Source organism: Wolbachia endosymbiont (group A) of Campoletis raptor (genome assembly GCF_964026755.1).
GTDB lineage: Bacteria > Pseudomonadota > Alphaproteobacteria > Rickettsiales > Anaplasmataceae > Wolbachia > Wolbachia pipientis.
This window is the reverse complement of the sequence record NZ_OZ034695.1, coordinates 51,885-65,022: the sequence shown is the minus strand read 5'-3', so window position 1 is coordinate 65,022 and position 13,138 is coordinate 51,885. Positions and strand designations below refer to the sequence as shown.

General features: G+C 32.7%; 12 protein-coding genes and 1 pseudogene. 12 read left to right on the top strand and 1 reads right to left on the bottom strand.

Annotation, left to right across the window (positions count from 1 at the left end; translation table 11 throughout):
* The first annotated feature begins 44 nt into the window (after positions 1-44).
* The 4 genes and pseudogenes from sdhC to AAGD74_RS00325 all read left to right on the top strand — a co-directional run bounded on the left by sdhC (position 45) and on the right by AAGD74_RS00325 (position 3,131).
* Complete coding sequence (gene sdhC / locus AAGD74_RS00340) at positions 45-422, top strand: succinate dehydrogenase, cytochrome b556 subunit (RefSeq protein ID WP_338482618.1); 378 nt, start codon at positions 45-47, stop codon at positions 420-422.
* Positions 419-775, top strand: a complete 357-nt coding sequence (sdhD, locus tag AAGD74_RS00335; RefSeq protein ID WP_010963113.1) for a succinate dehydrogenase, hydrophobic membrane anchor protein — start codon at positions 419-421, stop codon at positions 773-775. The genes sdhC and sdhD overlap by 4 nt, the downstream gene beginning before the upstream one ends.
* An 84-nt stretch (positions 776-859) precedes the next feature.
* On the top strand, positions 860-2,110 hold the full coding sequence (locus AAGD74_RS00330; RefSeq protein WP_338976882.1) for a hypothetical protein: 1,251 nt from the start codon (positions 860-862) through the stop codon (positions 2,108-2,110).
* A gap of 100 nt (positions 2,111-2,210) precedes the next feature.
* Positions 2,211-3,131 (top strand): annotated as a pseudogene (locus tag AAGD74_RS00325) (mannose-1-phosphate guanylyltransferase).
* On the opposite strand, the gene AAGD74_RS00320 reads toward AAGD74_RS00325, so the two are convergent.
* Positions 3,110-4,121, bottom strand: a protein-coding gene (locus AAGD74_RS00320; RefSeq protein WP_265029767.1) for an IS630 family transposase whose coding sequence is annotated in 2 segments (ribosomal slippage) — positions 3,110-3,658 and positions 3,660-4,121 — 1,011 coding nt in all. Because the reading frame shifts where the segments join, the coding sequence is not laid out codon by codon here. The pseudogene AAGD74_RS00325 and the gene AAGD74_RS00320 sit on opposite strands and share 22 nt — an antisense overlap.
* Before the next feature lie 144 nt (positions 4,122-4,265).
* Here AAGD74_RS00320 and AAGD74_RS00315 point away from each other — a divergent pair.
* The 8 genes from AAGD74_RS00315 (at position 4,266) to AAGD74_RS00280 (ending at position 12,989) form a co-directional block, all read left to right on the top strand.
* Positions 4,266-5,098, top strand: a protein-coding gene (locus AAGD74_RS00315; protein WP_236514306.1) for an IS5-like element ISWpi1 family transposase whose coding sequence is annotated in 2 segments (ribosomal slippage) — positions 4,266-4,635 and positions 4,635-5,098 — 834 coding nt in all. Because the reading frame shifts where the segments join, the coding sequence is not laid out codon by codon here.
* Complete coding sequence (locus AAGD74_RS00310) at positions 5,091-5,528, top strand: phosphomannose isomerase type II C-terminal cupin domain (protein ID WP_341810654.1); 438 nt, start codon at positions 5,091-5,093, stop codon at positions 5,526-5,528. Before AAGD74_RS00315 ends, AAGD74_RS00310 begins: the two co-directional genes overlap by 8 nt.
* A 128-nt stretch (positions 5,529-5,656) precedes the next feature.
* Complete coding sequence (locus tag AAGD74_RS00305; RefSeq protein ID WP_341810653.1) at positions 5,657-7,114, top strand: hypothetical protein; 1,458 nt, start codon at positions 5,657-5,659, stop codon at positions 7,112-7,114.
* A gap of 280 nt (positions 7,115-7,394) precedes the next feature.
* On the top strand, positions 7,395-8,624 hold the full coding sequence (locus tag AAGD74_RS00300) for a lipoprotein-releasing ABC transporter permease subunit (RefSeq protein WP_006279924.1): 1,230 nt from the start codon (positions 7,395-7,397) through the stop codon (positions 8,622-8,624).
* A complete protein-coding gene (locus AAGD74_RS00295; protein ID WP_038250643.1) occupies positions 8,617-9,348 on the top strand; it encodes a hypothetical protein in 732 nt (243 codons plus the stop codon). The genes AAGD74_RS00300 and AAGD74_RS00295 overlap by 8 nt, the downstream gene beginning before the upstream one ends.
* Positions 9,345-10,565: a heme biosynthesis protein HemY gene (locus AAGD74_RS00290; protein ID WP_338976887.1), complete on the top strand. Its 1,221-nt coding sequence runs from the start codon at positions 9,345-9,347 to the stop codon at positions 10,563-10,565. The genes AAGD74_RS00295 and AAGD74_RS00290 overlap by 4 nt, the downstream gene beginning before the upstream one ends.
* Before the next feature lie 198 nt (positions 10,566-10,763).
* Entirely contained in the window at positions 10,764-11,636 is an 873-nt protein-coding gene (gene atpG, locus AAGD74_RS00285; RefSeq protein ID WP_010081973.1) for an ATP synthase F1 subunit gamma, read from the top strand.
* Positions 11,637-11,654: 18 nt separating this feature from the next.
* Positions 11,655-12,989, top strand: coding sequence for a TldD/PmbA family protein (locus tag AAGD74_RS00280; RefSeq protein ID WP_010081974.1), 1,335 nt, complete (start codon positions 11,655-11,657; stop codon positions 12,987-12,989).
* The last annotated feature ends 149 nt before the right edge of the window (positions 12,990-13,138 follow it).

Here is a 13,138-nt window from a genome sequence, read left to right as displayed (position 1 = left end):
GTCTTTACTTCTACTTTATTTTAATTTCCCGATAACGGAATTTTATGAGTGATAGACCTCTTTCTCCACATTTACAAATATATAAAGTACAAGTTACTAGTTTTTTCTCTACTATGCATAGATTGACTGGTATCTTGCTATTCCTTTTATTAATGATACTTTCTTGGTATTTCATATTACATGTTTACTTTCCTGAGTTACTTATAGTAAGGTACTTAAATGCATTATTATTCACTCCTGTTGCTAAATTAGCTTATGTCTTATGTTTTATAAGTTTTGTATATCATTTTCTTAATGGTATTCGTCATTTATTGTGGGATGCTGGGCTTAATTTAGAAATTACTGGCGTTTCAAGGAGTGCTATACTGCTGACAGTAACGCTACTTCTTTCTACTATGGCTTTTTTATTTATGTTTATATGAGTCAGTCTGGAAATTCAGTACATCATTGGTGGGTTCAGCGTGTTTCTGCGGTAATTTTACTGTTCCTGTTTCCTTGGTTTATCTATTCATTTTCTTGCACATTTTATACTGATAGCTCTTTGTCTTTTAGTGAAAAATTTATTAATCACCCTCTAGAGCTTTTATTTTTTGTTGTATTGTTGTTTTGCATTTTTTGGCACGCAGTTCTTGGAATGCAGGTAGTATGCGAAGATTATATACACAGCGTACCTTTGAGGATTTTTACAATTACATGCATAAAGTACTTATCAAGCATTACTTATATAACCCTCGCTTTTACAATCTTTATCTTCTACAGGCATATTTTCTTGTAAAATCACCGGTGCTGTGTTAATATATTATTAGTGTACTAGTTTTATTATTGAACTATAGCATTATAGCGATTTTGGTTTGACAATATGTTTGAAGCATTAAAAAAGGGAGCAATAGATCTTACACTTAAAGCAAAAGGTCTGCTTACTTCACCTGAATCTCAAGTTTACGTCGAAGACCTTAGAAAGGTAATGATGTATGATGGAAGGAAATGCCAGTATCCAAAAAATTATGATCAAATTGTACAGTCTGCTAAAATCATAGAAAACAGGGATATGCATGGAAATGCTATACTAGATAAAGATAAAAATCCAACCTATAAACTTTTGTATGGTCAAAAAGATGAGAATGGAGAACAACCAAGTTTCAGATTATCTTTAGTTACCAAAGATAAAGATAATGATAGATCTTATTTTACTATCAATTATATAGACAATCAGGGTAAGCAAATTCCGATAAATGAGTTGCATAAGTCATATTTTGAGCCATTAGGCTTTTCGAGAATGGATTTGAAAAAACACGTGCCAATTTTTGAAGCTGAAAAAACTAAGGATCCTCAATATCCATTTGAATTAACTAATTCTTCTGTGCTAACTAAAGAGGTAAAAAATAAAGAAGGTAAAGTTCAGGAAGTTGTTGATGAAAAAGGAAGAAATGGAGAATTATTATACACTAGTGATTACAAGAAGCTAAGCACCCATTTTTCAGAAATTAGAGATCAGGATGGTAATCTAGAGCTAGATAAAAGTCTTATATCTGTTCCTATCGTTTTTGCTACAAGCTTGGCTAAAGTTTGTACTAAATTGTTGACTTCTCTTCCTATAAAGTTAGGGGAGCATTTAATAAGCAAACAAAACCCAATTGCAAAGTCTTTTGGCTATCTTTTGTTCACCCCTGCGATGGCAGTGAAGAATTCAGTAAATATGGTAGCTACAATACTTAAGGCCCCAATTTTATTGTTTGTAGCAAATGAGAAAAAATATGGTGATGCTTACTTTACTATGTGGAAACACCAATTGAAAGGATGTTGGGAAGAAGCAAAAAGTGACTTTAATGTTATTAAAGGTGAAGAAAGGCTAAAGCCGGATCATGGGAATCGTGATTCACTAGTGGGCACATGGGATGAGCTTAACGCTAGAAGGCCAAAGAAACAAGGGGATGATAAAGAAGTTAGCAAGAGTAATGAAATACTAAAGAGTCCTGAGGAAGAACAAAATAAGGGTAATGAAATATTAAGTGATAAAAGAAAAGGTCATGTTGAGGAATTACAAAATAGAAGAAATTCACAGCAAGGGCAAGGCGCTACACATGATCACTCTCATTCGCAATTACTTTAAATCAACATTTACTTTCTTTATTAACTATTCCACAACAAAAACTTGCATGTATTTTGCCCTCAGTATAAGATATTAATTATTTAATTAATATCTTAACTAAATGCGCCCTATAATATTGTGTGGTGGTAGTGGTAGCAGACTTTGGCCTTTATCTAAGCCAAAGCAATTTCAGAAAATATTTAGTCAGAACACTATGTTTCACAACACTTTGTTGAGGCTAAAAAGCGATTATATGCCGCCCATAATTGCTACAAATATACAGTACGAGTCATTAGTGATGGAGGAATTGCATGCACTGCAAGAATATAAAGTGATTTTCGAACCAGTGAAAATTGGAACAGCAGCGGCAATATTAATTGCTGCACTTCTCTGCAATGAAAACGAGACAATGTTAATTCTGTCTTCAGACCATTTTATAGGTGATTTGAATAGTTTTTATGCTTCTACTCAAAAAGCGTCTAAGTTAGCCTCTGAAACTAACTCTATAGTCACTTTTGGGGTTAAGCCTCATGAATTCAATTCTGAATACGGCTATATAAATGCAGTATATGATCAGAAAGAAAAATGTCATATAGTGAAAGATTTTACAGAAAAGCCCGAGCGTAAGTTAAGTAACGATCATTATTGAAACTCTGGAATATTTGTGTTTAAAGCAAAACGCTACATAGATGAGATTAAAAAATCTGCCCCGAATCTTTACAATTTATGTTTTAAATATTTCACACCGCAAGAGAGATTTCTGTATTTAAAACAACGAGATTTTGCAGGAATTGAAGGCATATCCATTGATTACTTGGTGATGGAGAAAGCAAAAAACGTTGCAATGATAGAAGCTAATTTCGATTGGTTGGATGTTGGAACTTGGAATTCAGTTTTAGAATTGAGTGAGAAGTTTAGTAAAGAACCGGCATCATTTCAGCATGTGATTAGAGAAAAAGAACCAGTTTCAACGACAGAAAGTAATAAAAATTTATTGAGTGGAGCTTGTAATACCAATTCTCATTGTTGTCCAGTCAAATAGGAAACATTGCAGAGTTGTTTAATTGTGGAGCTGGCAAGAGAAGTAATAAATTTGCACAAAGCACCCTCAAGTAGAGCAATTGTATCGTATATTTTATTGCGCAAAATGTTCTGTTTTATATATAACCAAAGCCTCTCAACAGGATTTAGCTCAGGTGAGTATGGAGGTAGGTATATAATGTCGATATTTTTAGGTACCTTTAAATTTTTTGACCTATGCCAACTAGCACAGTCCATAACGAGAAAAGCCTCTCGTGTTTCTAGATATTGCGAAATTTGCTCAAGAAATATGTTCATGCAATCAGTGTTGACATTTGGTGCAAATAAGCTAGAACTCTCTCCATTTCTAGGATTAACTGCACTATAGAGATAGAAATTTTGCCTACCTAATTTTGTTTTAACCTGTGTTCTAATCCCCTTTTTAAACCACCCATGTCCAACTTTTGAATGTGTGCCAAACCGTGATTCATCAAAGAAAAATAGCTCTTTTTCTGGATACTTGCTAATAGCTCCATTGAGATTTTTTTTTGAATTCCTCTTGTTTGCTTTTATCTTGTCCATTATGAACTGGTCTTGGTGTAATATATGAGAATTTCATCTTTTGCATATGGCGGTGTACTGTAGATTTGCTGATATTTAATCCGAACTTTTCCTGGATTCTTATTCTCATTTCTTTAATGGTGATATTAGGATTTTCTTCTATCCACTCTTCAATTTGCTGTAGTTGAGCCTGATTTAATTTAGTTTTTCTACGACGTTGTGAAGGAGCAAACAGTTTTTCTTCTCTGCCAATTTTCAAGAGTTTTACCCACGAAGTTAGTGCGCTTCTTGAAATGCAATATATTTTTGCTACAGCCGTTATACTGTACTTTTTTGCTGCAATTACAGCATTTAGTTTTTTTGAAACATATGCATTATTCCTTACTTTCTTCAGCATTTCTTTTGCTGATTCTACTACTTTTTCATCCAATAATTTTGATCTTAATGCCATTTAAACCTCGCTATTTTACTTACTTCAGTATGGCTTTTCTTCCATCATTGTCCATCTGTTTGCCCTGTAATGGGAATTGGTATAAGAGGTTGTCCGGAAACAAGTAAAAGGCTATAATATCTGAAATTTTAGTACGGGGTAAAGATGAGAAAAAAGTATCCAACAGATCTAAGCGAAAGGGAATGGGCAAGAATAGAAAAACACTTCAGAGTATCATACAAGAAAGGAGGAAGGCCGCCAAAGTATAGCAAAAGAGAAATATTAGAAGCAATTTTCTATGTATTGCGTACAGGGTGTCAATGGCGGTATTTACCAAATGATTTTCCGCTATGGAAGACTGTGTATGAGCAGTTCAGGCAATGGAAGAAGCAGGGAATTTTTGAGAAAATGAATTATGAAATTACAAAATATAGTAGAAGAAAAATAGGAAGGAATGAGCAGCCGAGTGCCTGTATAGTAGATAGTCAATCTGTAAAGACTACAGAAAAGGGGGGATCAAAGGCTATGATGGAAGTAAAAAAGTAAAGGGTAGAAAAAGGCATATAATTACAGACACTCAGGGTTTTATACTAGGTTGTTACGTAGGCGCTGCTAACGAAAATGATAGAGATGGTATTAAAATAGCATTAAACAATATGAGAACAAAATATACTAAAGTTAAAAAAATGTGGGCTGACATGGGATACCAAGGAAGAAATTTAAAGAATCACATAAAGGAAGAATATGACATAGATATTGAAATTGTTACAAGGCCTCCATGTAGATTTTGGGTGCACAAAGATACGCCACCTGAGCTACTACCAACAAGAGAACAAGGGTTTAAAGTACAGCCAAGAAGATGGGTTGTAGAAAGGACTTTTGCTTGGGTTAATAGGAATAGAAGGCTATCGAAGGAGTATGATTTACTCACAACATCCACTGAGAATTTCATATACCTAGCTATGAGTAGGGTTATGTTAAAGAGGGAATATGCTTGAATTTACTTGTTTCCGGACAACCTCTAAGCAACCAAACAAAAGTCTAATTTCATTTATTCATAAAGTTAAGAAAGTAAAGGTGATAAGGAAAGAAGTTAAACCATGGGGATTTTGTAGTATAATTTTAATGAGCGAAAATTTTCTTATAAAATATCTTTTTATCAATCCATTAAGCTGCACTTCTAAGCAATTCCATCACTATAGAGATGAATACCATATAGTGCTATCAGGAGTTGGATATGTTAGTTTAGAAGACAAAGAATATGCTATAGCAAAGGACCATATGATAGAAATCCCAAGGGAAGTTTCCCATAGGATTGAAAATAGAAGCACAAGCTTTCCACTTGAAATAGTTGAATTTCAGATAGGAGAGCATTTATCTGATAATGATATAGTGAGATTGGATGATGTATATGGAAGAATATGGTAACGCCATAAATGCATTTGTTGGCAATTTATAATATGGGTATAGCTGCTTTATGTAAAAAATAATATTTACTAAATCTTAATATTTTAAACCTATACCCATATTTTAATAAATAATGAGTTGTAATTAGTATGAATAATCCATTTAAAAGTGAGAACTATAAAAAAAATCTCGATTCTCTGATCAAAGCTGTAAAGCTAGGAAATGCAGAGAAACAATATAACAAAACGTTAAGGGATTTATCTCATGCATTAGAAGGTTTTACAGGTGAGGCAAAAGGTATAGCTGAGTTTGTTATATATACTGACTTGAACAATTATGTAGAACAGCCATTAGGTCTTTTTAAAACATTAATGAATAGAATTTTGGGAAAAAATTTTCCAACCAAGAACAGTAGTATAAGTAATTTTATAAATGATGAGTTGTCAAGTTTCACTTTAGAAACAGCAGCTAAGTATACAAGAATTTTAAAAAAAATTGATCTCTTGGAACAATTAGAAAAAGATTTCAGAAAAAATAATATTTTAAAAGATTCTTTAAATTTAGAACAAAGTGAAAAGAGTCAAGGAAAAGATAGATCACACGAAGTGAGTTTGGAAGGTAGAAAGCAAAAGGAAGGTACTTTTGAGCTGCGAAAAGAAGAACAGCCGAAAGAAAAATTAGGTGGTAATCGCATGAGGCAAATAAAGCGACCAACAACAGCACCTCCGGCTGCTCCAGATTCGAGGAAGGTACGCTTTAAATCAGAAATATCCTCAGATGGAGAAAGCAAGGCAAAGTCTACATCTTCTTTACTAAAAGGAGCTAATAGTTTTAGTATGCCTGATGCTAAGGAAAATCCTTCTGAGGATTCAGGCCATGGAAATTCATTAGATGAAAAGCCTGGATACAAAGAGATATCAAATTATCAAGAGAAGAAGAGTAAAATTTTAACAGAAAATTCACAAAGTTCAAAATCGCCTAGAGAAGAGCTAATTTATGTAACAGTTCCTAAAGAACATATGGAAGCAAAAAGAGAACTTAAACAAAAACAACAATCTAAACCTCCAATATTGCCAAAATCATCAATAGCACCCCCATTGCCAAAAAAAATGTTTACTGCTGGTCAAGAAGTTAGACAAAAACCAAAAGTAGTAGGAACTGTTCCTAAATCAACTAAAGATAAACCTGAATTACCACTAAAACTTAAAAAGTTAGGTCATACTGATCAAAAATCAAGCACAAAGCTAGAAATGGTAGTATCTTCTATGGAAAAAGAAATTAATTATAATATCGATATTAAAGTACAAGAGATAAGAAAAAAATTCAAACAAAATCAAGCAAAAGAAAGTCCTAATGCGCAAACTATTGAAAGCAGGACCCCTCCTGTTGCACAAGTGAATATAGATGTGGAGAAAAAAACTAGGCCATCACCAAAAGTTGCTTCCCAATCTCGCTTATTTCCAATGAGGGATGAAATATCTCAGATGAATCCCTTATCAGCAAAATCTGATCCGAGACCTCATGTTAGCAAAAATGCTCTTCTCACAGATGTAAATGTAAAGCAACTAGTTGTACAATTTGAAAATTATGGAAGGAAAGAATTATAACTTATTGAATAAACCCAATAATATTCTTGATTTTTTCTATGTTATAAAAGCACAAGCTCTCCACTTGAAATAGTTGAATTTCAGATAGGAGAGCATTTATCTGATAATGATATAGTGAGGTTGGATGATGTATATGGAAGATTTTGAAATTCTAATGTTAAAGATACTCTATAAGTCTGCTAAATTTAAGGAAGCAAAAATCTCTAGTTTTTAAATAAAGAAAAGTCTACAATTATACGAAGTTTCAAAAATATAATGTCTAACCTCAAAATATTTTGTAATGTCCATTGCCTTTGAAATTACTATGGCTGCTTGCTATTTGCGAGCAAGAAATGCCAGATTTTGCTCTATAATGACTTTGTTCTCTATTATCGGCATTGCCCTTGGAGTTGCAACACTAATAGTGGTGATGTCTGTGATGAACGGATTCAGAGCAAAGTTGCTTGACTCAATACTTGGCATTGATGGCCATATTAACGTTTATTTTGATAGGAACATAAATTCAGATTACTACGCAGTTTCAAAATCTATTGAGAGAATTCCTGGTATATTAAAAGCTACTCCTATGACCAATGATCAAGTTATTATTGTAGCAAATGGTAAAATTGCAGGTAGCGTAGTGCGAGGTGTGTCAACTAAAGATTTGCTTGATAGTACTGCCGTTACAAATAATGTAATTATAGGTGATGTAAAAAAATTTGATGAAGGGATAATAATAGGAGCACGCTTAGCAGAAGTTTTGAACATTGACTATGGCGACGAAATTACGTTTATATCATCTGAAGAATTTGATGCATTACTTGGTGAAATGCCGCGAATGAAAAAATATAAAGTTATAGCAATATTTGATATGGGTATGTTTGAGTATGATAATACCTTGATATATATGCCTCTAAAATCAGCACAAGCCTTTTTTAATTATAAAAATAGCATAAAAAATATAGAAGTACTTGTAGACGACGTTACTAGAGCTGATAAGCTGGCAGATGCTATAGAAAAAGAAATAGGAATGGAAGCTGAAAGTTGGCAATCACAGCAAAGCCATTATTTTAGTGCTTTAAAAACTGAAAGAAATGTGATGTTTTTAATTCTCACTTTGATTATAGTTGTAGCAGCGTTTAATATTATCTCAAATTTAATGATGATAGTGCAAGAAAAGAAATCCGCGATTGCAATTATGCGTACATTTGGTGCAACAAGTGGAAGCATTATGCGTATATTTTGCGCTTGTGGTCTATTAATCGGTTTTACGGGAACTTGTCTTGGCTGTATTATAGGTGTCGTTTTTTCTCTCAATATCGAAAGCATTAGAGTGTTTTTAGAAAACATTACTAACGTCAAGCTGTTTGATCCTATGATATACTTTTTTTCAAGTTTGCCAATGATATTAGTTCCTCAAGATGTAGTGAACATTTCTGCACTTGCATTATTCTTATCATTTTTAGCGACAATTGCTCCTGCATTGCAGGCAGCTGCACAAGATCCTGCGGAGATACTACGTTATGAATGATACTCAGCAAAAGTACATAGGTTGGTTCTTAATTGTATTGTTATTTACCGGTTACATCACAATAAATAACATAATCTTTTTAAAAATAAATCAGCAAGAGAGTGAAAACAATGTGAAAGCTTTAACGGAAAACATGGATGAATTTAGAATGTTGCTTGAAGTTAATCAATCTAGAATAGAAAAAAAGATATTTGACCTCAAGAGAAGTCAGCATACTCAATGTGAGCAAGGTGATAATAACTCAAGATGTAAGAACCTTGCAAAATTGCTATTACTTGTGGTTAAAATGAAGAATTCGTTATTGCGAGAAGCAAAATTTGATAACCATATAAATTCAATAAAGCCTTTGATATCAGAGCTTGACGATCCAGAGATAGAAAATGCAGTAGATGAATTAGAAAATTTGAAAGAGATAAATACCTTACACGAATTGAAGTTATCTTTTGAAAAAACTATTGATACTATCGATTACAACAAAAGTACATTGTCTAAAAAAATCATTTCAAACTGGATAAAGGTAGACGACCGAAATGATCCATTAAGAGTAAAATTCGCAGAAATTGAGGAGTCAATAAATGATAATGATTGGCAAAATATAACTGTTACAGTAAGCAATTTAACGCATTCAGAATTCAAGCCATGGCTGAATAAATTGAATGGTTTTATTGTAGCTTCTAAGAATATTTCAACAATATATCATCACTTATTACAATATATCTCATGATTTATTTTATAATTTTCGCTTTTTCGTTTTTATTTGGTATATGGGTCAAGGTAAGTGGTGAAGTAATAAAATTGGAATTAGGCAATTACACTATAAGTATTGATCTATATTTCATTATTTTTACTTGTGTAGTTTTATTATTTTTATTAATTACACTTGTACGCTTTTTTTCCTCCATTTCATCAACATTTGCCAACATAAGAAATAGAAGAAGGGATAGGGAAGAATTGCTTCTCTTTGAAGCTTTCTTTAGCATAGACTTAGACAATATAGAGAATGCCCAAAAGCTAGTTAAAAGTCTGAGTGAGGAGAGCGATAGGTTGTCTTTAATAAAGCTCTTTAACTCAGGTAAGACGGGAAATTACAGCTTTTTCAGTAACGGTTTAACAAATATTGCAAATAAAAATCGTAACTTAGCTCTACTTCTAGCCAATAAGCTGATTGTCCACCTCAAACAAGAAAAAGTAGTCTTTCAAAAATTTATAGAATATTGCTCTAGTTCAATTAACGATAAAATGCTATCTATTCCCTTTCAAATAGAGCATGGCATATTGAAAGAAGATTGGATTAATGCAATTTTGAGGTTGAAGGAAGCAGTTAAGTCCAATATTTTTCTCCCCTTTGATCATAAAGAAATGTTTGCAGTGTTTTATTGCGCTTTAGGAAAGCAATATGAAAGTAAAGGAAATTTTAAGGAGGCTATAAAGTCTTTATTTAGAGCACAACGTTATAGTGCAATTTTTCAGCCCATCAATTATTTAAAGGCAGAATTATATATTAAACTTGGAAAAATCAGAAAAGCTTCTGCAGTGCTAGAGGCAGAGTATACAGTAAATCCTACTCCTCAGTCAGCTAAAATGTACATCAATTTAAATAGTAAAGGTGCTGAAAGACTATACAACTTACGCCCTGATTATTATTTTAGTTACTGTTTACTTGCTTTGTCCTCAATGAGTTCAGGTAAATATGATCTTGCAAGTCAATATTTAGACACTGCTATGAAAAAAGCTAATTACATGTCAATCTACTTTATTGTAATACAACTCAAGGTTACATTGCAAGAACACGACAAGGTAATTTATTGGCTAAACAAGATGGGCTCAGAAGCTTTGCCTGATCCAGGCTGGAAATGTAAAAATTGTAACAGGGAACTAGAACAATGGGATCATAAGTGTTCAAGTTGTAATAGTTTTAATTGTGTTTATTATATATTATAAAATTCCACAAAGTGTAGAAATTACCATTAGGCTACTTTCACATTGATATTGCTGAAGTTAGAGCACTTTCTTAATATAATCCTTATCTCCAAACAATAAACCTGCAAGTTTCTTAGCTAGACTTGGTTTTAATGTCAAAAAAACTTGCTTTTAGACACTAACAGTTATATATTTTAATAAATCAGGGTTGTATACAAAATGAAGAGCTTAAAGGAATTATCCTTAAGAATTAAGAATATTAGGTCTGTACAGAAAACCACGAAAATAATGCAAATGGTTTCTGCAGCAAAGTTGTTACAAAGCCAAAAGAAGTTATTAAATTCAAAATTATATGTATCTAAGCTGCATAACATTATTTTTTCATTAATGCTATCAGTTGATCAAGAATTACTGGCAAAAATTCTAAATGTCAGTAACGACGGTTCTTACCTAGTATTCATTATTGCGTCTGATCGTGGCTTGTGCGGCAACTTTAACTCTTCTATTGTCAAATTTAGTCAAGAGCGTGTAAATAAGTCAATCGCAAATGGCAAAAAAGTAGATATTGTATTTCTTGGTAAAAAAGCTTTTGATGTAGGTAAAAATAGATTTGACTCTAAAAGTATCTTAAAAATTGAAAATAGTAAGGGAATCACGTTAAAGCACGTAGAAGCTTTGGTTGATGGTATAGATTTAAGTAAATACGATAAAGTTAAAGTTTTTTATAGTAAATTCTATAATACCTTCACGCAAAAACCAATGTTGGAAACAATAAAACCATGGAGTAAAGACTCATCCTTGATTGATAGCTCTCTGGCTGGTCCAACAACAGATTACGGCTATGAGTATGAACCACAAAATATTGAATTTATTTTAAAATCTTTGGTTCAAGATTACGTTGTAATTGCTCTTTACTCTGCTTTACTTGAAAGTGCAACGAGTGAGAATAGTGCTAGAATGGTTGCTATGGAATCAGCAAACAGAAACACTAAAGAGATACTGAACAAATTAGCATTGCTTTATAATCGTTCTCGTCAAGCAGCGATTACGACTGATTTAATTGAAGTTATAGGTGGTGCAGAATCTTTATAGAAATCTAAGGAATAGAAAATGAATATATTAAATATTGCAGCAGATATTACTAAACTAATAAAAAAGCAAAATCAAGATGCGGAAGTTACAATATATGAAACTAATAAGACTTCAGTTTCTCAGCGTCTATCAAAAATTGAGCAAATATCACAATCTAAAAATTGCACTGTAGGAATCAGAGCTATAGCAGGTAAAAACAAAGCTGCGTATATTTCTACAAACGATTTGAATAATCTGAGTGATACAGTAAGCCAAGTGGTAGAAATGGCAAAGAATGCGCCAGAAGATCCTTGCATTAATTTTGCTGTAAATGGTAGTAATTATATCTCTTCTGCAGATTTAAGTATCTCAGATAATAATGTTGTAACCGTTGATAACCTAAAAGAAATTGCTGAAGCTGCAGAAAATTCAGCCCTTGCACATAAGAGTATCACTAATTCTGAAGGAGCCTCTTCTTCATACGCTTTAGTGAATACAGTATTATCGACTGTTTCTGGTTTTATTGGCTCGTTTAGTAAATCAACCTTTGCTAATCAGGTCTCTGTTGTTGCTGGAAGAGAAAGTGAAATGAAGGTTGGTTACGATTATGATATAGCATGTAATTTTAGTGATTTAAAGTTGCCAGAGTTAATGGGAAAAGAAGCAGCAAAAAGAGCAGTTGATCAATTGAATTCACGTACAATGAAAACTGGTAAATTTCCAGTTATTTTTGAAAAAAGAGCAGCAAAAGGGCTAGTAAAAAGTTTTGCTTCTGCTATAAACGGGAGCAGTATTATAAGCAACAGTTCTTTCTTGAGGGGTAGTTTAAACGCTCAGATTTTTAACGATAGAATTAATATTATCGATGATCCATTGTTGCCAAGAGGCATAGCATCGAGACCATTTGATGGAGAAGGGATAACTAGCAAGAAAAATATATTTGTAAAAAACGGAATATTACAAAATTGGATTTTAGACTTATACTCGGCTAGAAAATTAGACTCAGAAACAACCGGAAGTGCAACTCGTGCAAGTAATGCTGCAGTTATTCCTGCAGCTAGTAACCTCTACATTGAGAATGGTGATGTATCGTTTGAAGAATTAATTCAGGAAGTGAAAGAGGGAATATATGTAACTGATTTATTTGGTTTTGGTGTCAATTTAATCAATGGCGATTACAGCCAAGGCGCTTCCGGATTTTTTATAGAAAATGGAAAAATAACGTATCCAATACATGAGATTACCATTGCTAGCAATTTGAAGGATATGTTTAGCAATTTAGTCGTTGCAGATGATCTAACTTTTTGTGGGCAATTTAATTCACCAACGATTAAAGTTAGCGAAATGACGGTTGCAGGTTCGCTTAACGATTAAAAAATTTATTTGCATCAAGTACAACAATTGTGTATTATTGTCATGTAATGTTAAGAATAGACTATGGAGTATAAAGGTTTAGTTTCAATAGCTAAGCTTAAAGCATTCTCAATCGTAATTTCAAAGTTTTTCATCACATTAGTAATGTT

Coding starts and splice junctions, on each gene's coding strand:
- AAGD74_RS00305 (WP_341810653.1), top strand. CDS start 5,657: ATGAATAATCCATTTAAAAGTGAGAACTATAAAAAAAATCTCGATTCT.
- AAGD74_RS00295 (WP_038250643.1), top strand. CDS start 8,617: ATGAATGATACTCAGCAAAAGTACATAGGTTGGTTCTTAATTGTATTG.
- AAGD74_RS00280 (WP_010081974.1), top strand. CDS start 11,655: ATGAATATATTAAATATTGCAGCAGATATTACTAAACTAATAAAAAAG.
- sdhC (WP_338482618.1), top strand. CDS start 45: ATGAGTGATAGACCTCTTTCTCCACATTTACAAATATATAAAGTACAA.
- AAGD74_RS00330 (WP_338976882.1), top strand. CDS start 860: ATGTTTGAAGCATTAAAAAAGGGAGCAATAGATCTTACACTTAAAGCA.
- AAGD74_RS00300 (WP_006279924.1), top strand. CDS start 7,395: ATGTCCATTGCCTTTGAAATTACTATGGCTGCTTGCTATTTGCGAGCA.
- AAGD74_RS00290 (WP_338976887.1), top strand. CDS start 9,345: ATGATTTATTTTATAATTTTCGCTTTTTCGTTTTTATTTGGTATATGG.
- atpG (WP_010081973.1), top strand. CDS start 10,764: ATGAAGAGCTTAAAGGAATTATCCTTAAGAATTAAGAATATTAGGTCT.
- AAGD74_RS00310 (WP_341810654.1), top strand. CDS start 5,091: ATGCTTGAATTTACTTGTTTCCGGACAACCTCTAAGCAACCAAACAAA.
- sdhD (WP_010963113.1), top strand. CDS start 419: ATGAGTCAGTCTGGAAATTCAGTACATCATTGGTGGGTTCAGCGTGTT.